The organism is Chryseobacterium sp. 22532 (assembly GCF_052044665.1).
Classification (GTDB): Bacteria; Bacteroidota; Bacteroidia; order Flavobacteriales; family Weeksellaceae; genus Chryseobacterium; species Chryseobacterium lathyri.
Genome location: NZ_JBQENJ010000006.1, coordinates 165,341 through 185,966, shown reverse-complemented (window position 1 = coordinate 185,966; position 20,626 = coordinate 165,341). Strand labels below are relative to the sequence as shown.

Sequence of the window (20,626 nt, the reverse complement as noted above, 5' to 3'; positions counted from 1 at the left end):
TCAAATGTTAAAAAATTCCGGAAAATTCCGGTCTACATTTGTTTCATAATTAATCAAAAAACCAATTATTATGTCACAAAGAATCAATGCATTTGCAATGGGAAACAAAGCTGTAAACGCCCTCCACAATATGGGGTTTCAGGTACAGCATTCATCACTCGACAGTTCATTTCTGGAGCTTCTGTATTTCCGTGTTTCCCAGATAAACGGATGTGCTTTCTGCCTGGATATGCACTCCAAGGAATTAAGAGCCAAAGGTGAAACTGAACAACGAATTTTTCTGGTAAGCGCATGGAGAGAATGCTCTTTTTACACAGACAGAGAAAAAGCCGGATTGCTTTGGGCTGAAAGTTTAACCTCTTTAAATGGTAAAGAAATCCCTGACGAAATTTATTCGGAAGTCAGCAGATATTTTTCTGAAACTGAAATGCTGGATCTTACCATGGCTGTGATTGCGATCAATAGTTATAATAGAATCAATATTGCTTTTGGAGCGGATGTAGGTGCTTATCAGGTTGCTGAAAAAGCACAGTAAATTGATTGTATTTTTTTAACGCAAAGTTTTATGGTGAGAACTTTTAAATATGGAGTCTTACCATAAAATCTTGCGTTTAATCTCTATTTAAGCCCTCAAAAGTTTACTATAGAAAATATATATTCTCTCACTGATTAAGCAGATTTGGCAGATTCATTAATTAAAATACGCGGAGCCTGTATGATCTGCGAGAAATAAAAAGCATAAGATCAGTTATCTTTAAAAGAATTCACCAGCTTATCCAGATTTAAGCTTCTGGCAGAAGCATCGAAAATCTCACGGTATGTTCCATTCATCTGAACCAGCTCATCATGAGTTCCGCTCTCCACTACCCTTCCTTTTTTCATCACATAAATAGTGTCAGAATCCAGGATCTGCGACAGTGAATGAGAGATAATAACCACGGTACGGCCTTCTTTGATGGCATCCAATGAATTTTTGATCTGTTCAGTAGCAATAGCATCCAGACTGGCAGTTGGTTCATCCAGGAAAATAATAGGTGGATCTTTCAGGAATAATCTGGCAATGGCAATTCTCTGCTGCTGGCCACCGGAAAGCTGGGTAGCATCGTGCTGATAACCATCTGGAAGATCCAGAATCTGATCATGAAGATAGGCTTTTTTTGACGCTGCCTGAATTTCCTCGAAACTGGCATTCATATCACCATACCGGATATTGTCTTCAATGCTTCCCTGAAAAATATGATTTTTCTGCAATACCAGACCAAGATCGTCCCTCAGGAAGGTATTGTCAAAATTATTTAAATTGACTCCATCCAGTAATATTTCTCCGGAATCCGGAAGGTAAAATTTACAGAGAAGATTAATCACCGTTGATTTTCCGGCCCCACTCAACCCTACTAATGCAGTAGTTTTTCCGTTCTCTATTTTCATAGATACGTCGTGCAGGGCTTTTGTTCCGTTCGGATAGCTGAAATCTACATTTCTTAATTCAAAATTCCCTTTGATTTCTTTTTCTATAAAAGTTCCGTTCGGTTCTTTCTCATCGTCTGCATTAAGGATTTCAAAATAGCCTTCAGCATAGATCATGGCATCGTTCATATCGTCATAAATCCTATGCAGCTGGCGTATAGGTGCTGATATATTATTGAACAGCATGATATGCAGCATGATCGCCCCAATGGTCATCTGCTGATCCAGCACCAGATAAACAGTCAAAAGAATAATTAAAACCACACCGAACTGCTCTATGAATGTTTTTAAACCATCATAAATAAAGTTGGTTTTTCTGGTGAACATCTGGCTTTCCATCAGTTCCATCTGCAGGTCGTACTGTTTTTTTCCTTCAAATTTTTCACGGACAAAGCTTTTGATCACCATAATAGAATTGATCAGATTCAAAAGCCCTGAAGTTTTTCTCTCCCTTTGATTTCTAAGCTGGCGGCGAACTCCTCCAAGCTTTTTTGCCTGTAGTGAACTTATATAAAAATAAATAGGGACAATGATCGTAGAAACCATCCCTACATATACATTCTGCATATACATGATGATCAGGGCAATAATGGCATTGGAAAAAAGCGGCAGTATATCGATGAAAAAATTCTGTACCAGCCTTGTTAAACTTTCTATTCCGCGGTCTATTCTGATCTGTAATTTCCCGGATTCATGATTCTCATCATTGAAATAGGCCACCCGGTACATCAGTATTTTATCAATAGCAGACTGAGCCAGAACGGAGCTTACATTGATCCTTATTTTTTCACCGTAAAATTTCTGTCCGAAGTTGATAAAAATATTAAGCAGTTCTTTTCCAAGCAAAATAATGGAGATCACCACCAGAATATGAATACCCTCAGACATCGGATGCGGAAGATGGGTAAGCTCTGTTACCTCATCCACCGTATATTTTAATACAATAGGATTGACCTGTGCTGCGAGAGCTCCTAAAAAAGTGAGAAAGAGCGTCCCGTAAATCATCAAACGGTAAGGTTTTATAAATGGAACGAGCTGTTTGTAGATCCCGAATAAAGTAACTGTTCTGTTAAAGGGTTTTGCCATAAGAGTTATTTTAACTAAAAAACGTACCGTTTCCGAGAGAAAAGGTACGTTTAATTCTATTTTTCAGCAAATGCTTTTATTACAGATGTGATTTTTATCCCTCGTAAAAATAGGTTGTAAGGTAATGCAGCTCTGGTTTGCTGGCGGCTTTGGATTCAGCCTGCGCCTGCTCCAGAGGATATTGTGAGGTAAGTTCTTTTCTTTGGAAAACGAATGAATTATTAGCATTTTTATCTACTACATCATTGAAAATATGTTCGATCTCAGAATTGGCAAGCGATGCGAAGCTGATGTCTTCAAATCCGTACATCAGTCTCAGATCGTCATACTGTCCAAAGTGATCATCTACAAATCCCTGCAGCTGCGCTTTAGAATCGAAGTTACCTGCCCAGATATTATAAATGTACTTTTTCTTTTTCGGTTTGTCTAAAATACTCTGGTACACAAAGTTCTCACCAAGATAGGCCTCTCTTACCTGCGGATCATTGGCAAGATCTTCCGGAAGCCCTTCTTTCAGGATTTTTCCTTCAAACATGATGTATGTTTTATTGGTGATGGCTAAGGTTTGCTGTACGTTGTGGTCCGTGATCAGAATTCCGATATTTTTATCTACCAGGCTTCTTACAATTTTCTGGATATCTTCCACCGCAATGGGGTCTACTCCGGCAAAAGGTTCATCGAGAAGAATAAAGTTAGGGCTTGTGGCCAGGCAGCGTGCAATTTCGGTTCTACGTCTTTCCCCACCCGAAAGAAGGTCACCTCTGTTTTTACGTACGTGCTGCAGTGAAAACTCTTCAATCAGCTCATCACATTTAATCTGCTGCTCACGCCTTGAAAGCTTTGTAAGCTGCAAAACACCCATAATATTGTCTTCTACAGACAGCTTTCTGAAAACTGAAGCTTCCTGTGCCAGATACCCGATTCCTTTTTGAGCACGGCGATACATGGCATCGGTAGTGATCTCCTGTTTATCCAGGAAAATTTTCCCTGAAGTAGGCTTAACCAGTCCTACGATCATGTAAAACGAAGTGGTTTTTCCTGCTCCGTTGGGACCAAGCAAACCAACAATTTCTCCCTGTTGAACCTGTACAGAAACGCCTTTTACTACTTTTTTAGGACCGTATTCTTTGATTAAGTTTTCTCCTCGTAAAATCATAGGAGCAAAGATAAAGTTTTTTTGAATTCAAATTTTAGATTATGAAATGTACCTGTCGTTTTTAAGCGAATAATCTTAATTTTTATATTGTTTATAGGTCAGGCCTTATAAAACTCCGAATCTCCTCAGCAAGAAAACATTAGTGAAAGTAATTATTTAAACTGCTATTCTGTAACTCTTAAGGGTTTTATCCGACGTATTGAGAAATCATTTTACTCATCACAAATAAATTAACAATGGAAAATTACGGTTATACAAAAACAGAAGGTACCCAGAATCAAAATCAGCAGAATAATGTTCCTTACCGTTCGGAAAAGAAAATTCCGGCAGCAATACTGGGAATTCTCGTAGGCTGGCTGGCGTTGAATAAATTCTATCTTGGCTATACGAAAGAAGGTGTAATTCAGCTTGTCCTTAATATTGTCACTTTAGGAGCAGCCTCTATTATTCCTTTTATTGAAGGGATTCTATACCTGTTCATGAGCGATAAGCAGTTTGATGATACTTATGTTTACGGAAGAAAAGGCTGGTTGTAAGAATTATTTTATTTCATAATTTTATACGACCAAACCAAGAATTAAAATAATATGGAAAGTAATCAAGACCTGACAGATCTTCTTGCGCTGGATCTGGGTATTAATATTGTCGACAGAAGACCTTATGCCAAGGAAGTTTTCAAATGGCAGGATATGGATCTTCTTCCCCATTCATCCACAGATACACTCCTTTGTGAGATTTTCGAATGGAACGGGAGAAACTGGCGAACTACAGGAAACAACCTTATCGGATACCTGTTTTCGGGGGATGCTCTTAATACAGTAAAGGAGCAGCTGATTAATACGCCTAAACATCCTGCACTGATCCCTGATTTTGAATTCACAAAAGAGAGCATGGTTGAATACGGCCTGTCGCTTCCGTCTTTATTCAATATCGGGGTGAACGGAAATATTAAAAACGCCAAAAGCTTTTCAGTGAGAGTAAACGGCGTAACCAAATCCCGAGTTACCAACATTGATTCTCCCGGAATTGAGATTCTGAAAAATTATTCTCTATTTACACAAAGTAAATCTAAAACCTATAGAAAGAATATTAAGTTCAATTATCTGAGCACCTCCCTGTTTTATGCTGAAAGTGTAGAAATCTTCCTTGAAAAAGAATCGGGAGTGGGGTTAGAGGTGAGTTTTCAGACACAGAATGTAGAAGTGGATGCTAAAATAAATACGGATACCAAGAAACATTTTGTTTTGAAATACTCCGGAAACCAGGCTCCTTTTGCAGCAAAATTCACAAAAGGAAAAGATTTCAACATCATGTGATAAATTTTTACTATTTTAGTTTCACTAACCTATAAAATATTTTTCATGAAAAAGTTAACGAAAAAAGAACTAAAGAACATCAGCGGAGGAAGCATCAGATTTCCTGATGCCAACGGTAATTGCCCTGCTGGATGGTACTTATGTCCTACCAATGTTTGTGTAAATGATAATGGAGGCGAAAATCCTATTCAACCGGGTGATCGCGATTATTACACATGCTTCGGACACAACTAAGAGTATTTCTTACAATAATAAAAACTGCCCCTAAATTTTATTTTAGGGGCAGTTTATTTTGTTCAGTAATTATTTTATTTATTCAGAATCATTGCTGCTTCTTTTGCAAAATAAGTAAAAATCATATCTGCTCCTGCTCTTTTGAAACATGTCAGGCTTTCAATAATAGTTTTATCATTATCCAGCCAGCCATTCTGTGCAGCTGCTTTTACCATGGCATATTCTCCACTCACGTTGTAAACTGCTATGGGAAGATCAATAGCTTCACGGACTTTAGCAACAATGTCCAGATAAGGAAGTCCCGGTTTGATCATGATAATATCGGCTCCTTCATCAATATCTTTGAATACTTCGTTCAGCGCTTCACGGGAATTGTGGAAATCCATCTGGTAGGTCTTTTTATCTTTCGGAATTTCCATATTATCTTTCGGGGCACTGTCCAGGGCACTTCTGAAAGGTCCATAGAAAGAGCTTGCATATTTTGCTGAATAGCTAAGGATTCCTACATCGGTAAATCCGCTTTCCTCTAAAGCTTCACGAATTGCCAGTACTCTTCCGTCCATCATATCACTTGGCGCCACAATATCAGCTCCGGCTTCAGCATGAGATACGGACATTCTTGCCAGTGCATCATTGGTAGCATCATTCACGATCTTTCCGTTTTCAATAATCCCGTCATGACCGTAGATCGAATAAGGATCTAAAGCGACATCAGGCATCACAATCATTTCCGGAACTGCATCTTTGATGGCTTTGATCGTCTGCTGCATCAGCCCGTCTTTGTTCCAGGCTTCTTTTCCTGTATTGTCTTTCAAATGTTCTGACACTTTCATGTACAGATTGACAGATTTTACACCCAAAGAAAATAACTCTTTACATTCTTTTACCGTTAAATCCATACTCCTCCTGAAAATCCCCGGCATCGACGGTATCGCTTCCTGTTGGTTTTCGCCCTCCATTACGAAAATCGGCATTACAAAATCATCAGTTGTAAGACTATTTTCTCTTACTAAACTTCTGATAGATTCATTAACTCTAAGTCTTCTATTTCTTGAATGTATCATTTTGGAATACTTTTTGAATAAGTTTCTACAAATTTACTACAACTTATATAAAAAACTATTGTATAGAATTGTAGAATTGTTTATTTTTGTTTTAATACATTCGAGAAATTATAATTTGATGAAAAAACTTTTACTTTTATTTCTATTTACGGGCGCTTTCGTTGGTTTTTCCAACAATATGCAGGCACAGCTGAGAGAGCCGGGTTCCATCACACAGAAGTCTGATGACGGTGTATTGGTAGCATATCCAAATCCTGCAAAAGATTTCCTTTTGATCAAAGCAAAAGATTCTGCATTAAAGATCAAGAGTGTCACCTTTTATTCAATTTTAGGAACGCAGGTAGCCAATTACTCTGTCAACATGAATTCCGGAGAAATCAATATTGAAAAACTGAAACCCGGGAAATATCTGATTCGCTATATTTTAAGCGATAATACCCAAAAGGTTACTCAAATCGTAAAACAATAAAATTAAATCCTGATAATCATCAGGATTTTTTCTTTTGCATCAGTTCTGCCTTAATATTTCCGTAACTTTAAGGACTTTTTATACTCATTGTTAAAAACAATTTAATGCTTAAAGCTGAACATATCAGAAAGACTTATAGTGCCGGGAAAAAAGTAGCATTGGATGATTTCAGCATCCATGTACCACAAGGCAGTATTTATGGTCTTCTAGGCCCGAATGGAGCGGGGAAAACTTCCTTCATCCGTATTATCAATCAAATTACCCAAGCCGATTCCGGAGATGTATTCATTAATGGAAATAAGCTTAATCCCAGCCACATCAGAGACATTGGTTATATGCCTGAAGAAAGAGGACTGTATAAGAACATGAGCGTGGGCGATCAGATCCTTTATTTCGGGGAACTGAAAGGAATGAGTAAGAATGATGCTCTGAACGAAGCCAAGAAGTGGTTTGAAAAACTGAACATCGACCAGTGGTGGAAAAAGAAACTTTCGGAACTTTCGAAAGGGATGGCACAGAAGATCCAGTTTGTAGTTACGGTTCTTCACCGCCCGCATCTTCTGATCCTTGATGAGCCCTTTTCTGGTTTTGATCCGGTAAATGCCAACTTAATTAAAGACCAGATCATTGATCTTAAAAATAATGGAACTACGATCATTCTTTCTACCCACAGAATGGAAAGTGTTGAGGAAATGTGTGATTACGTGGCGCTGATCAACAATTCTAAAAAAATTATTGACGGAAGAGTTTTTGATGTAAGAGAAAAATTTAAGAAGAATATTTTTGGAGTCACTCTTTCTGAAGTAGATGAAATAAAATTTGAGAATTTCAAAAACAGCTATGATATTTTTAATTTCTCTAATGAAAACAATATGGTTTCTTTCGATCTGAAAAATGAAAGCAGGCAAAATGATATTCTTCTGGACCTTGTCAACGTAGGAAAAGTAAGATCATTCGACGAAAGAATTCCGAGCATGAATGAAGTGTTTATTAATGCTGTAAGTAACCATTCTTAATTTTTTATGAACAATATTTTTTTAATTACAAAAAGGGAGTTTCTTACGCAGGTTAAGAAAAAATCCTTCATTATATTAACATTGCTGGCTCCTCTTTTACTGGTTGGGTTTGGAGCAGTGATCGGATTAATGTTTAAAGCCAACGAATCCCACAGCATTATTGAGGTTGTGGATAAAAGCGGGCTTTTCAAAGACCAGCTAAAATCTAATGACAAGCTGAATTATGTATTTGTTTCTGCAGCGGATGAGAAAGCTAAGATCAATAACCTGAAGGATAATGAATCTCTGGATGGCATCCTGATCCTTCCCGAATTGAAAGATCATGACTATACCGGACTTGAAAATAGTACAAGACTCATCGTAAATGTCAAAATGGGCCCTGATACGAAACAGAAGATCGTTTCTGATATTACGGATGTGATCAAAAAGGAAAAAATCAAGCAGCTCGGTATTGAAGAAGCCCAACTGAACAGCCTTGACAAAGGTTTTACTTTAAAAACCATTAATGTTTCTGATAACAATAAGGAAGATTCTGATCTTGCTTTTGGGGTAAAAAGCGGTTTAAGCATCCTTTTGATGTATGTAACTTTCATGTTCATTATTATCTATGGAGTAAGGGTTATGAGAAGCGTTCTTGAGGAGAAAAACAACCGTGTGGTAGAGATCATTATTTCATCTGTGAAACCGTTTGAGCTGATGATGGGTAAGATATTAGGGGTAACACTGGTTGCTTTGACGCAGTTCCTGATCTGGATCTCCATGTCTGTTATAGGTGCATTGGTTTTAAATACCGGATTTTCTTCTTTCCAAAAGAACATTCCGGGAGGCAATGAGGAGATTGCCAGTAAGCTTGATATTGCCCAGATCGCAACACAGGTTTCACACAGTTTACTGGAACTGAATTTCCCGCTGATCATTTTTGTATTCATCGTATTTTTTCTTTTGGGATATATTTTTTACAGTTCCATTTATGCAGCCATTGGCTCTGCAGTAGATAATGAAACTGAGACACAGCAGTTCACCTTATTTGCTATTTTACCGCTTACCTTAGGAATGTATGGCAGCTTTTCCCTGATGAACAATCCTGACGGTCCGTTAGGCTTCTGGCTGTCTATTATCCCGTTTACCTCTCCAGTTGCCATGATTGCGAGAATACCTTTCGGCGTTCCTGCGTGGCAGATTGCTTTGTCTATTGTATTATTGCTGGGAACTACCATTCTTATGATATTCCTTGCCGGAAAAATCTATCGTGTAGGGATTTTGATGTATGGGAATAAAGCGACTTTAAAGGAGATCTGGAAGTGGATCAGAGGTTAATAAACTCATAGATGGAAGTCTGAAGAAGGAAGATGGAAGTTTACCGGAAGTAATTCCGGTTGTTCTTGGTATTCTTAATAACTTTTCTCTTCCAACTTTATACTTCTATTAAAAACAAAAATCCCGGAAATTAAAATTTCCGGGATTTTTTATCATTGAATAACGAGTTATTCTATTTGAAGATATAGCTTAAGCTGAGGCTGATCACCTGCTCGGACTTTTTCTTATCAGAACCTCCTTTTTCTTTTGCAAGATCAGGATAAGTATCTGAAAGACCTAAGTCATATTTAAGAGCTACTTCCAGCTGTCTTTTATAGCTATAACCAACTCCTAATCCTAAAGCAAGGTTAAAGCTTGATGCTTTTCCACTTACTGACGGATATAGAGGATCGGTAACATCCGGATCATAATATGGTCTGCTTATAGGAGCATTTTTAACATTCTGACTCATCAAAAAGTTAAATCTTGGCCCTATCATTCCAAAGAATTCTGATTCTGCTTCAGAAAAATATCCTTTAAAATAGATAGGTACGCTCAGATAATTGTTACCATATACTGCATCATAACCATCTTTTCCTTTAGCATCTTTATCTTTTCCGGTTTCTCCTGCACCGTAATACACGACTTCGGGCTGTATAAAGAACTGGTTAGCTTTTCCTACGGGGATAAGAGCTAAAGCTCCACCCTGGAATGCGAATCTTGGACCAGAAGGGTTATGGGCATTTCTTACTCTGGAGTAATTACCTCCTGCCGTGACACCAAATCTTGTATTTGCAAAATCAATTTGGGCAAACGACAGTGTTGAAAGGGCCAATGCTGAGGTTAATAAAAGTTTTTTCATATGTTTTGTTTTTGTATGTCTTATCCTAGAACTTTAGCAACTGTAACACCGATATCTGCAGGAGAATCTACAACGTTGATTCCGTTTTCTCTCATGATCTGCATTTTTGCCTGAGCAGTATCTTCATCGCCACCTACAATAGCACCAGCATGTCCCATAGTTCTTCCTTTAGGAGCAGTCTGTCCGGCAATAAATCCTACAACCGGCTTAGTAGATCCGCTGGCTTTATACCATCTTGCAGCTTCAGCTTCCAATCCACCACCAATCTCACCGATCATTACTACCGCTTCAGTTTCAGGGTCATTAATGAATAGTTCCAAAGCTTCTCTTGTAGTAGTACCAATGATTGGGTCACCCCCAATACCGATTGCTGTAGAAACACCGTAACCAGCTTTTACAACCTGATCAGCAGCTTCGTAAGTAAGAGTACCTGATTTTGAAACGATACCTACTTTACCTTTTTTGAAAACGAACCCTGGCATAATACCAATTTTAGCTTCTTCAGAAGTAATGATTCCCGGACAGTTTGGACCGATTAATCTGCAGTCTCTGTCAGCGATGTAAGATTTTACTTTCACCATATCCGCTACAGGAATACCTTCAGTAATACATACGATAACTTTGATACCTGCCTCAGCAGCCTCCATGATCGCATCAGCAGCGAATGCAGGTGGTACGAAAATGATACTTACATTGGCTCCAGCTTTTTGAACGGCATCAGCTACTGTATTGAATACAGGCTTTCCTAAATGCTCAGATCCTCCTTTTCCCGGAGTAACTCCTCCCACTACATTGGTTCCGTATTCAATCATCTGGCCCGCATGGAAAGTACCTTCGTTCCCTGTAAATCCTTGTACAATTACTTTAGAATCTTTGTTTACTAAAATTGACATTTTATTGATGTTTTAATTTATTTAAATATTTTATTAATGCTCACAAATTTACTTATTTTTCTTTGATTTTAGACAAAACCAAGTGAATAGTTTATTTGAGATTTCTCAGCTTTACTTCTTTTTTCAAATAGCCTTTGAAATCTTCTGCAAACATCCCAATATAGGTTCCTTTTTTAAGATCTCTGTTGACTCCTGTTTTACCAAGAATAACAGATCCGCTTTCAATTTTATTTCCGGAAGCGATGCCTACCTGTCCCCAAAGTGTTACTTCATCTCCTATGACACAACAGCCTGCAATTCCCACCTGTGATGCAATGAGACATTTTTTTCCGATAACAGTGTCGTGTCCTATCTGAATCTGGTTATCTAAAACAGAACCCTCCCCGATTACGGTAGAATCCGTAACACCTCTGTCTATCGTACAACCATTTCCAATTTCTACATTGTTTTCGATGACTACATTTCCAACCGAAATAAGACGGTCAAAATTTCCATTCAGCTTTCTGTAATAAAATGCATCACCTCCTAAAACCGTGTTTGACTGAATGACAACATTATCACCAATTACCGTTCTGTCTCCAATAACAACGTTTGGAAAAATTAAAGTATTTTTTCCGATCACAACATTATTTCCGATAACAGCCGTACGATGGATCTTTGTTCCCTCACCGATTTCTACGTCGTGAAGTTCCTCAGTGAAATTATATATTCTTGTAAAGTGGGTATTGATCTTATTAAAATCTCTGAAAGGATCATCAGAAACCAGAAGTGCTTTTCCTTCCGGACATTCTACCCTTTTGTCGATCAGAATAATCGTTGCTGCAGAATTTAATGCTTTATCATAATATTTCGGGTGGTTGACAAAAACAATGTCACCCGGCTTAACCATATGAATCTCATTGGTTCCCAAGACTTCAAAGTCTTCAGGGCCAACAAATTCTGAGCCTATTAAATCGGCAATAGTTTTGAGCTTTTGTGGAGAATGGAATCTCATAACAATTGGTTTTCTTATAAAAACAAAATTCGGACTGCTGATGCAAACCGAATTGATGTAAATTTTATTATTATTTTACTCTTTCTAAGTAGCTGCCGTCTTCTGTACTTACTTTAATTTTGTCTCCCGGCTCGATGAATAGAGGAACCATCACTCTGGCTCCGGTTTCAACGATTGCGTTCTTAAGAGCATTGGTAGCTGTATTTCCTTTTACTCCCGGATCAGCTTCAACAACTTCCAGGTAAACAGACTGAGGAAGTTCAGCAGAAAGCGGCGTTTCGTCAGCTTCTTTCAGAATGATCGTTACTTCTTCTCCTGCTTTCATGAACTGTGAATTTTCAATCATTTCTTTGTTCAAATATAATTGAGAGAAATCATCATTATTCATAAAGTGGAATCCGTTCTCATCATCATAGAGATACTGGAACTTTCTGGTGATTACTTTTACTTCGTCAATTTTATGTCCTGCAGAGAAAGTATTATCAATCACTTTCCCGTTAGTTACTGACTTTAATTTTGTTCTTACGAAAGCAGGTCCTTTCCCCGGTTTTACGTGAAGAAATTCTATTACTTTAAAAATATCGTTACTGTACTCAATGCAAAGTCCTTTTCTGATATCGTTGCTTGTTGCCATTAATTTATGTTATCTTTTATTTTAGTTTTTTACTTCAGGTAAAGTATTAGTTACTTTCCTTGGTTGTTCCGTATCCTTTTACAATACCTCTTGGTGAGTTTTGGATAAACTGAAGGATTTCATCTCTTTCAGCAGTTGGAAGCATTTCTTTTTCAATGTAAGTTACAGCCTGAGAAACGTTCATTTTCATTTGGAAAATTGTTCTGTAGATCTTTTGGATCTCAAAAATTTTCTCATTAGTAAACCCTCTTCTTCTCAAACCAACCGAGTTGATTCCTGCATAAGACATAGGCTCTCTTGCTACTTTTACATAGGGCGGAATATCTTTTCTTACCAGAGTTCCTCCGGAAATCATTACATGTTTCCCGATTTTACCGAACTGATGCACAGCACTAAGACCTCCCATTACAGTATAGTCTCCAATTTCTACATGTCCTGCAATACCGCAACCGTTTACAATGATAACATGATCTCCGATCACACAATCATGTGCAATATGAGAAGTTGCCATGATAAGGCAGTTTTTACCGATTTTAGTAAATCCGAGAGCTTTTGTTCCCCTGTTTACGGTAACGCATTCTCTGATTGTTGTTTCATCACCGATAATTACCTGGGTATCTTCACCATCAAACTTTAAATCCTGAGGAATTGCAGAAATTACCGTTCCCGGAAAAATTCTGCAGTTTTTACCTATTCTGGCTCCATCCATGATGGTAACATTAGGACCAATCCAAGTTCCTTCTCCGATCTCCACGTCCCCTGCAATTGTAGTAAACGGTTCTACAATAACGTTTTTGCTGATTTTTGCACGTTTATCTACGGCGGCTAATTGATGAATCATTTAATCAACTTTATTTTTTGCAACTTGAGCCATTAACTCTGCTTCTACAGCCACTGTGTCTCCCACATATCCGTATCCCTGCATATGTACAATTCCTCTTCTGATAGGCTCTATCAGTTCAATTTTGAAAATCATTGTATCTCCGGGAACTACTTTTCTCTTGAATTTTACTTTATCTATTTTAATAAAATAAGTGGAGTAATTTTCAGGATCCGGAACACTGGCCAATACAAGGATACCTCCTGTCTGTGCCAAAGCTTCTACTTGTAATACTCCTGGCATTACAGGCTCTTTGGGGAAATGTCCTACAAAGAAAGGCTCATTCATGGTAACATTTTTCAGGCCTACTACGTGGGAATCTGAAAGTTCAAGAATTTTATCGATCAATAAGAACGGTGGTCTGTGCGGCATAAGACGCATAATTCCGTTGATATCAAAAACCGGCTCTTTGGTTAAATCAAAATCCGGAACATTTTTTTTCTTTTGCAATTTCCACTGTCGGTTCAGTTTTTTCGCAAACTGGGTGTTCACATAGTGTCCCGGTTTGTTCGCAATGACTTTACCTTTTATTTTTACACCAGCCAATGCCAAATCGCCAATTACATCGAGTAATTTGTGTCTTGCAGCTTCGTTGGGATAGTTTAACGTAAGATTATCAAGAATACCATTCGGTCTGATAGAAACGTTATCTTTTCCGAATGCTTTTTTCAATTTTTCTGTGGTGTCAGGTGTAAGATCCTTATCCACATATACAATAGCGTTTGAGATATCTCCGCCTCTGATCAAACCGTGATCCAAAAGCATTTCCAATTCATGCAAAAAGCTGAATGTTCTTGCAGAAGAGATCTCGTCTTTAAATTCTGAAATATTTTTAAGGGTAGCATTTTGAGTTCCCAAAACTTTGGTTCCAAAATCTACCATAGTAGTCACTTCATAGGTATCCGAAGGAATAATGGTAATTTCTGATCCCGATGCAGGGTCTGCATAGCTCAGCACTTCTTTGATGACCAGGTATTCTCTGGCAATACCCTGTTCTGCAATTCCTACACTTTCAATAGCTTCTACAAAGAATTTGGAAGATCCATCTAAAATTGGCGGCTCGGAGGCATCCATTTCAAGAATGGCATTATCAATATCACACCCCACTAATGCAGCCAAAAGGTGCTCACAAGTAGTAATTTTTACACCTAATTTCTCTAATGTTGTTCCTCTTTCTGTCGCTACTACATAATTAACATCAGCTTCTACCTGAGGATGTCCCTCCAGATCTGTTCTTACGAACACAAAACCTGTATTTTCTTTAGCTGGTTTAATGGTAAGTTTTACTTCTTTACCTGTATGAAGGCCAATTCCAGAAAGTGTTACTTCTTTCTGGAGTGTTTTTTGCATATCACTCATTAGTTTTATCTTTTGAGATATCCTCAAGATTATTTATTCTCTTTACAATTTCAGTGAAATTTCTGAAATGGACATAATTTCTAAGATAGTCATTGTAGCTTATCGCCGGGGACCCATACAATGTTTCTTTATCATTAACACTGGAATTCACACCACTCTGAGCCTGAATTTTCACCTGGTTCCCAATTTTAATATGGCCAACCACTCCTACCTGTCCACCGATCTGATTCCAATCTCCAATTGTAGTAGATCCTGCAATTCCGGCCTGTGCCGCAATAACGTTATTCTGCCCGATCTTCACATTATGTGCGATCTGGATCAGGTTATCGATCTTTGTTCCTTTTCCGATAATGGTAGACCCTATTGTAGCTCTGTCGATGCTGCAGTTTGAGCCGATCTCTACATCGTCTTCGATAATCACGTTTCCTAGCTGAGGAATTTTTTTGAATCCTTCTGCAGTAGGCTGAAAGCCGAATCCGTCGCCACCTACAACCGTATTGGAATGGATCACACAATTGTCTCCGATAATACAGTAGTCATAGATTCTGGCACCGCTGTCGATTTTACAGTTTTTACCAATCTTAACTCCTTTCCCAATATAGACCTGCGGATAGATCTGAGAACCTTCTCCAATCTTAGCTTTCTCCGAAACATAAGTAAATGCTCCGATATAGGCCTTTTCTCCAATTACTGCAGTCTCATGAATAGAAGAACCGGTTTCGATTCCCTCTTTTCTTCCCTGCATTTCCTGGTACAGATTCATTAAAACCTGGAAAGAAAGGTAGGCATCCTTTACAACAATTAAGGTAGGATTATAATTAACTTTATCTATAAGTTTTTCCGAAACAATAATAACGGAGCATTTTGAGGTATTTAAAAAATGTGAAAATCGATCCTGTGCTATAAAAGAAAGATGTCCTGATTCACCATTCTCAATTGGTGAAACCCCTGTAATAACCGTACTTTCGTCGCCTATTATTTGTCCGTCAATAAAACTTGCAATTTGCGAAGCTGTAAATTCCATATTCTGCAAAGATAAGAAATTCTGTAATTCGCAAACATTTTTTGATTTTAGGAACGTGAATTTTAAGATTATTTAAGATATTATGTGGGAAATATCTCTTGGAAAGGTAAGAATATACCGGGCAGTCTTGTGTACCATAAGCCCAGACAATAACTGGTCCTGTGACTCTTCTAACCTAATCTTTTTACCGTTTTTCTGGAGTAAATAAATTGGCTGTTTTTTGGTGTCATAAGGCAGTAATTTTCTTTTAATCTCGTGTACAAGCTCTTTTCCATTATTGATTCCGAAAAATTCATTGGTGTTTTTTATTTTTTCCTCAATAAATTTTCGTTTGAAAGGACGTGTTGAGATAACCGTTTTCGGAAGGTTTCGCTGGATCACACATCTGCACCAATAGGAAAGAATAAAGTCTTCTGAATCCTGCCAGGATTTCATCGCATGAATTATATCATTGTCATCAAGTTGCGTAAATCTATAAATATCTTCATCGGTAGCAGAACTTTTTCCACGATTCAGAAAATATTTCAGGTTTTCCCCGGCAGGCAGATCCATCCCTTCTGAAATCAGATATTTTGCTCTTTCCAGGATCTTAACTAAAAGAAACTCTGCCAATGCGGATGTTTTATGATAGTATACCTGCCAATACATGAACATTCTGGCTGTCAGAAAGTTTTCAATGGAATAGACTCCTTTGGCATCAATAACTAACTCGCCCTCGCTGCAGACATTCATCATAGAAATGATTCTTTGGGTATTGATGTTTCCTTCAGAAACGCCTGTGAAAAAGCTATCCCTGTTCAGATAATCAAGCCTGTCGACATCAAGCTGAGATGAAATCAGTTGGTTAAAAAACTTTTTATGATATTTTCCCTGAAACATTTCAATAGCTATAGAAAGCTGTCCGTCAAATTCCTCATTCAACTTATTCATTAACAGCAGTGAAAGTTTCTCGTGATGCCAGTCGTCCATCAGCATGTTTTCCAATGCATGAGAGAAAGGCCCATGACCAATATCATGCATCAGGATGGCAAGCATGGCTCCTTTTTCTTCCTCTTCAGTAATTTTAACTCCTTTCTGGCGTAGGGTTTCTAATGCCGTAAACATCAAATGCATCGCTCCCAAAGCGTGATGGAATCTTGTATGGGTGGCTCCCGGAAAGATCAGATTCAGAAGTCCGGTCTGTCCGATTCTGCGCAGTCTCTGGAAATAAGGATGCTCTATAACGTCAAATAAAATTTCGTGTGGGATTCTGATGAAACCATGAACGGGGTCGTTAATGATCTTTAGCTTATTCTGCATTGAAACTTTGGTATTAGTAAACAAAGTTAGGGATTTTAAATTTTAAGCATGATAAATTACTATTAAAGAATTCAAACTTGAGAAAACATATTATCTGCATGGCCCATGAAGTAATTATTTGTGATACTTGTGAAGATATTTGTGTGAGTGGTGTTTTATTTTTAACCACAGATTATACAAAATTTACACAGATGTTTTTCGCCATATTCTGTTTTAAACATATATCTTTGATAGCATAAATAATGCTTCATTTTAATGAGAAAAATTTCTCTTTTCATCTTATTTTTTTTCAGCTTACATTTTTCTGCGCAGTCATTATCTGAAACTCAAAAATTAGAATCACTCTGTAAAGTCTGGGGATTTTTAAAATACTATCATCCCCGTGTTGCAAAAGGGGAATTTGATTGGGATCAGCAGCTTTTTCAAAAAATTGAACAGCTTGAGCATATCCAGGATAAAAATCAATTGAACGAATTATATTCCAAATGGATCAGCAGTCTTGGAAAAGTGGAGGAATGTAAAAAATGCTCGAAAGAAGATAAAACGAAAATATATTTTCTGAAAAACTTTGATCCAGGCTGGATGAGTAATGAACAAATATTCAGTAAAGCAGTAACCCAACAGCTATTGTTTATCCAAAACAACAGAAATTCAGGCAGCAGTCATTATTTCGGAAAAGGTGGAAAAAAGGTTTACTTTAAGAATGAAAATTCATACGGTTCACAATTCACTTCAAAAGAAATCGGTCTTCTGGAACTGTTCAGATACTGGAATCTGGTAGAATACTTTTTCCCATACAAGTATCAAACGGATCAGAACTGGAATGATGTCTTAACGGAAATGATCCCAAAGTTCCTCAATATTAATAATGATGAAAGCTATCATTTGGCTCTTGCGGAACTGGTGGCAAAAATTGATGACTCGCATGCTTTTCTTTATTCACCTACCTTCAATTCCCATCAATATGGGAGACGAAAAGTTCCTGTGGAATATATTTATGCAGAAGGAAAACTGGTGGTAACAAAGATCATTAAAAATAAATTGAACGAAGAAACATTTTTGAAAACCGGAGATGTCATTTACGACGTCAATGGGCGGACAATTCCTCAGATGATCAACAGTTTTGGAAAATATATTCCGGCTTCCAATTCCTGGGGGAAGATTTCAAAAGTGAAACATCTTTTTCTTTTCAGTAATAATGATTCTATTGCCTTAAAAATAGAGCGCAACGGACAAAACCTTGCTGTTACTGCCAAAACCTATCTTCTTAAAGATATTGTCAGGGAAACACCAACTGTTCAGCCGAAGTGGAAATTTCTGGATGAAAGTAAAAAAACAGGCTATGTCAATATGGGGAGTATTGAAAAAAGTGACCTGAACGATATGTATAGGGATTTAAAAACCACAACATCCATCATTTTTGATCTCAGAAATTATCCTAAACAGACCATTTTTCCTTTAAGCAAGCTGATTCTTCCGGAAAAATCAATTTATTATCAATTTAATTTCCCGGAGACGGATTATTTAAGTAAATTTTATAGCGCAAAAAGCAGCATCGGCAGAAAGAATCCGGATTACTACAAAGGAAATGTTGTGATCTTAGTGAATGAGAATACACAGAGCCAGGCAGAAACCACTGTTATGATGTTTAAGCAGCACCCTAAAACTAAGGTAATCGGGAGTAATACTTCGGGAGCCAACGGGGATGTGATCAGATTTAAAATTGCGGATCTGGATACCTGTTTTACAGGACTGGGAGCATATTATCCTGACGGAAGGGAAACCCAAAGGATAGGAATTATCCCTGATATTGTCATAAAGCCCACTATAACAGGCATAAAGGAAGGAAAAGATGAAGTTCTGGAAAGAGCTTTAAATTATATAAAGACCGGTTTTTAAATGAATTGAATATCAATAATAATGGCAGGATTTTCATTTAACTAATATTTAACTTTTGTTGTCTCTAATTTGTGAGAATTTAAAAGGGATTGGTCAACATTTTGATGCTATAACCATGTAAAAAAATAAATTATGTCGGAAAAGATATTATGGATAGATGATGAAATAGATTTACTCAAGCCCCATATCGTATTTTTAGAAAAAAAAGGTTACCAGGTAACCCCTGTTAACAACGTGAATGAAGCTCTGGAACTAATGGATTCAGAGAAATTCGCATTAACGCTTATTGATGAAAATATGCCCGGCATTTCGGGATTGGAAGCCATTCCCATGATTAAGGAAAAAGATAATTCTTTAAAGATTGTGATGGTAACAAAAAGTGAGGAGGAACATATCATGGAAGAAGCCATCGGATCTCAGATTGCTGATTACATACTAAAGCCGGTAAACCCTAACCAGATTTTATTGTCGTTAAAAAAGAATCTTCAGGAGGATAATCTTGTAGAGCAGAAAACAATTCTCCAGTACCAGCAGGAATTCAGAAACCTGTCTATGGAACTTTCTTATATCAGAACTTACCAGGAATGGGCAGAATATTATAAGAAGATTCTGAGCTGGGAGATTAAATTTGATAAGGTAGCGGATAATGAGTTTTCCGATCTTCTGCAATCACAGAAAGAGGAAGCCAATATCCAGTTTGCCAAATTCATTGAAAAAAATTACGAAAGTTGGCTTACGGATCCTGATAAGCCATTAATGAGCCATACTCTTTTTAAAGAAAAAGTAAAGCCCGAGGTAGAGAAAGAAAAGGTTCTTCTTCTTATGGTGGATAATCTCCGCTTTGACCAGTGGAGGGTTATTGAACCATTATTCACAAAATATTACAATAAAATATCGGAAGATTATTATTACAGTATTCTTCCTACGGCCACTCAGTATGCTAGAAACTCTTTCTTTGCCGGACTGATGCCTTCTGAAATTGAGAAGCGTTTTCCGGATAAATGGTTCAATGATAATGAAGAGGGAAATAAGAATGAGTTTGAGCGCGATTTCCTGGAAGACCAAATGAAAAGAATTGGTTTAGGGTCTAAATCTATGAAGTATCTTAAAGTTTTGAATGCGGATTTTGAGCGAAAGATTTATGATGATTTCAACCAGCATAAAAATAATGACCTTCTGGTAATTGTTTACAACTTTATTGATATTCTTTCTCACGCTAAAACTGATAATCATATTGTAGACCAGCTAATCAGGGACGATAAAACATTCAGATCCCTTACGCTTAACTGGTTTGAGAATTCATCATTGCTGAAGATTATTAAAGCGGCTGCAGAAAGTGGATACAAACTTGTGATCACTACAGACCACGGAACGGTATACGTTAAAAAACCTAGTAAAGTAGTTGGAGACCGTGAAACATCAACCAATATCCGTTATAAAACCGGAAAGAGCTTAACCTATGACGACAGTGATGTATGGGCCGTTACCAACCCTGAAAAACTGTTTCTGCCAAAAGGGAATTTAAGTTCGAAATATATTTTTGCAAAAAACAATATTTTCCTGGCTTATCCGAAGAATTACAATCACTTTGTGAATTACTATAAAGAGACATACCAACACGGAGGAATTTCATTGGAAGAGTGTATTATTCCTATCAGCATTTTAGAACCCAAGTAGT

At 37.5% G+C, this 20,626-nt stretch carries 19 protein-coding genes and 1 pseudogene; 9 read left to right on the top strand and 11 right to left on the bottom strand.

Features of this window, described 5'->3' with window-relative positions:
- The first annotated feature begins 70 nt into the window (after positions 1 to 70).
- Positions 71 to 535 carry a carboxymuconolactone decarboxylase family protein gene (locus tag ACTJIV_RS17070; RefSeq protein ID WP_440628852.1) on the top strand — a complete coding sequence of 155 codons (465 nt, stop codon included), beginning with the start codon at positions 71 to 73 and terminating at the stop codon, positions 533 to 535.
- Between the two features lie 209 nt (positions 536 to 744).
- On the opposite strand, the gene ACTJIV_RS17065 is transcribed toward ACTJIV_RS17070, so the two are convergent.
- Entirely contained in the window at positions 745 to 2,472 is a 1,728-nt protein-coding gene (locus tag ACTJIV_RS17065) for an ABC transporter ATP-binding protein (RefSeq protein ID WP_111956906.1), read from the bottom strand.
- Between the two features lie 511 nt (positions 2,473 to 2,983).
- Positions 2,984 to 3,709 (bottom strand): annotated as a pseudogene (lptB, locus tag ACTJIV_RS17060) (LPS export ABC transporter ATP-binding protein); the annotation flags it as partial.
- A 236-nt stretch (positions 3,710 to 3,945) separates the two neighbouring features.
- Here lptB and ACTJIV_RS17055 point away from each other — a divergent pair.
- Genes ACTJIV_RS17055 through ACTJIV_RS17045 form a run of 3 tightly spaced genes read left to right on the top strand, consistent with a single transcriptional unit; the run spans position 3,946 to position 5,259 of the window.
- On the top strand, positions 3,946 to 4,245 hold the full coding sequence (locus ACTJIV_RS17055) for a TM2 domain-containing protein (RefSeq protein WP_111956646.1): 300 nt from the start codon (positions 3,946 to 3,948) through the stop codon (positions 4,243 to 4,245).
- 51 nt (positions 4,246 to 4,296) lie between these two features.
- Entirely contained in the window at positions 4,297 to 5,025 is a 729-nt protein-coding gene (locus ACTJIV_RS17050; protein ID WP_111956644.1) for a hypothetical protein, read from the top strand.
- 45 nt (positions 5,026 to 5,070) lie between these two features.
- Positions 5,071 to 5,259, top strand: coding sequence for a bacteriocin (locus ACTJIV_RS17045; RefSeq protein ID WP_111956642.1), 189 nt, complete (start codon positions 5,071 to 5,073; stop codon positions 5,257 to 5,259).
- A gap of 74 nt (positions 5,260 to 5,333) precedes the next feature.
- Here ACTJIV_RS17045 and hemB read toward each other — a convergent pair whose 3' ends face one another.
- Positions 5,334 to 6,323 carry a porphobilinogen synthase gene (gene hemB / locus ACTJIV_RS17040; RefSeq protein WP_440628849.1) on the bottom strand — a complete coding sequence of 330 codons (990 nt, stop codon included), beginning with the start codon at positions 6,321 to 6,323 and terminating at the stop codon, positions 5,334 to 5,336.
- 118 nt (positions 6,324 to 6,441) lie between these two features.
- Here hemB and ACTJIV_RS17035 point away from each other — a divergent pair, with 118 nt between their 5' ends.
- The 3 genes from ACTJIV_RS17035 to ACTJIV_RS17025 all read left to right on the top strand — a co-directional run bounded on the left by ACTJIV_RS17035 (position 6,442) and on the right by ACTJIV_RS17025 (position 9,125).
- Positions 6,442 to 6,792: a T9SS type A sorting domain-containing protein gene (locus ACTJIV_RS17035; protein WP_111956638.1), complete on the top strand. Its 351-nt coding sequence runs from the start codon at positions 6,442 to 6,444 to the stop codon at positions 6,790 to 6,792.
- 104 nt (positions 6,793 to 6,896) lie between these two features.
- Complete coding sequence (locus tag ACTJIV_RS17030; RefSeq protein WP_223560004.1) at positions 6,897 to 7,808, top strand: ABC transporter ATP-binding protein; 912 nt, start codon at positions 6,897 to 6,899, stop codon at positions 7,806 to 7,808.
- A gap of 6 nt (positions 7,809 to 7,814) precedes the next feature.
- Positions 7,815 to 9,125, top strand: a complete 1,311-nt coding sequence (locus ACTJIV_RS17025; RefSeq protein ID WP_440628847.1) for an ABC transporter permease — start codon at positions 7,815 to 7,817, stop codon at positions 9,123 to 9,125.
- Between the two features lie 172 nt (positions 9,126 to 9,297).
- On the opposite strand, the gene ACTJIV_RS17020 is transcribed toward ACTJIV_RS17025, so the two are convergent.
- From ACTJIV_RS17020 to ACTJIV_RS16985, 8 genes are all read right to left on the bottom strand, one after another.
- Positions 9,298 to 9,966 carry a porin family protein gene (locus ACTJIV_RS17020; RefSeq protein WP_111956632.1) on the bottom strand — a complete coding sequence of 223 codons (669 nt, stop codon included), beginning with the start codon at positions 9,964 to 9,966 and terminating at the stop codon, positions 9,298 to 9,300.
- A gap of 20 nt (positions 9,967 to 9,986) precedes the next feature.
- Complete coding sequence (gene sucD / locus ACTJIV_RS17015) at positions 9,987 to 10,859, bottom strand: succinate--CoA ligase subunit alpha (RefSeq protein ID WP_111956630.1); 873 nt, start codon at positions 10,857 to 10,859, stop codon at positions 9,987 to 9,989.
- Positions 10,860 to 10,950: 91 nt separating this feature from the next.
- Complete coding sequence (locus ACTJIV_RS17010) at positions 10,951 to 11,853, bottom strand: UDP-3-O-(3-hydroxymyristoyl)glucosamine N-acyltransferase (RefSeq protein WP_440628845.1); 903 nt, start codon at positions 11,851 to 11,853, stop codon at positions 10,951 to 10,953.
- 70 nt (positions 11,854 to 11,923) lie between these two features.
- Complete coding sequence (gene efp / locus ACTJIV_RS17005) at positions 11,924 to 12,487, bottom strand: elongation factor P (RefSeq protein WP_040997887.1); 564 nt, start codon at positions 12,485 to 12,487, stop codon at positions 11,924 to 11,926.
- A 46-nt stretch (positions 12,488 to 12,533) separates the two neighbouring features.
- On the bottom strand, positions 12,534 to 13,328 hold the full coding sequence (gene lpxA / locus ACTJIV_RS17000) for an acyl-ACP--UDP-N-acetylglucosamine O-acyltransferase (RefSeq protein ID WP_111956625.1): 795 nt from the start codon (positions 13,326 to 13,328) through the stop codon (positions 12,534 to 12,536).
- Positions 13,329 to 14,726 (bottom strand): bifunctional UDP-3-O-[3-hydroxymyristoyl] N-acetylglucosamine deacetylase/3-hydroxyacyl-ACP dehydratase, encoded by a 1,398-nt coding sequence (locus tag ACTJIV_RS16995; protein WP_111956623.1) that lies wholly within the window; start codon positions 14,724 to 14,726, stop codon positions 13,329 to 13,331. It lies immediately after the preceding gene.
- Positions 14,719 to 15,750, bottom strand: a complete 1,032-nt coding sequence (gene lpxD, locus ACTJIV_RS16990) for a UDP-3-O-(3-hydroxymyristoyl)glucosamine N-acyltransferase (protein ID WP_306843399.1) — start codon at positions 15,748 to 15,750, stop codon at positions 14,719 to 14,721. Before lpxD ends, ACTJIV_RS16995 begins: the two co-directional genes overlap by 8 nt.
- A gap of 72 nt (positions 15,751 to 15,822) precedes the next feature.
- Complete coding sequence (locus ACTJIV_RS16985) at positions 15,823 to 17,049, bottom strand: HD domain-containing protein (protein ID WP_111956618.1); 1,227 nt, start codon at positions 17,047 to 17,049, stop codon at positions 15,823 to 15,825.
- Between the two features lie 255 nt (positions 17,050 to 17,304).
- Here ACTJIV_RS16985 and ACTJIV_RS16980 point away from each other — a divergent pair, with 255 nt between their 5' ends.
- Positions 17,305 to 18,948 carry a S41 family peptidase gene (locus ACTJIV_RS16980; RefSeq protein ID WP_440628841.1) on the top strand — a complete coding sequence of 548 codons (1,644 nt, stop codon included), beginning with the start codon at positions 17,305 to 17,307 and terminating at the stop codon, positions 18,946 to 18,948.
- A gap of 132 nt (positions 18,949 to 19,080) precedes the next feature.
- Positions 19,081 to 20,625 carry a bifunctional response regulator/alkaline phosphatase family protein gene (locus ACTJIV_RS16975; protein ID WP_111956614.1) on the top strand — a complete coding sequence of 515 codons (1,545 nt, stop codon included), beginning with the start codon at positions 19,081 to 19,083 and terminating at the stop codon, positions 20,623 to 20,625.
- Position 20,626: the final 1 nt, after the last annotated feature.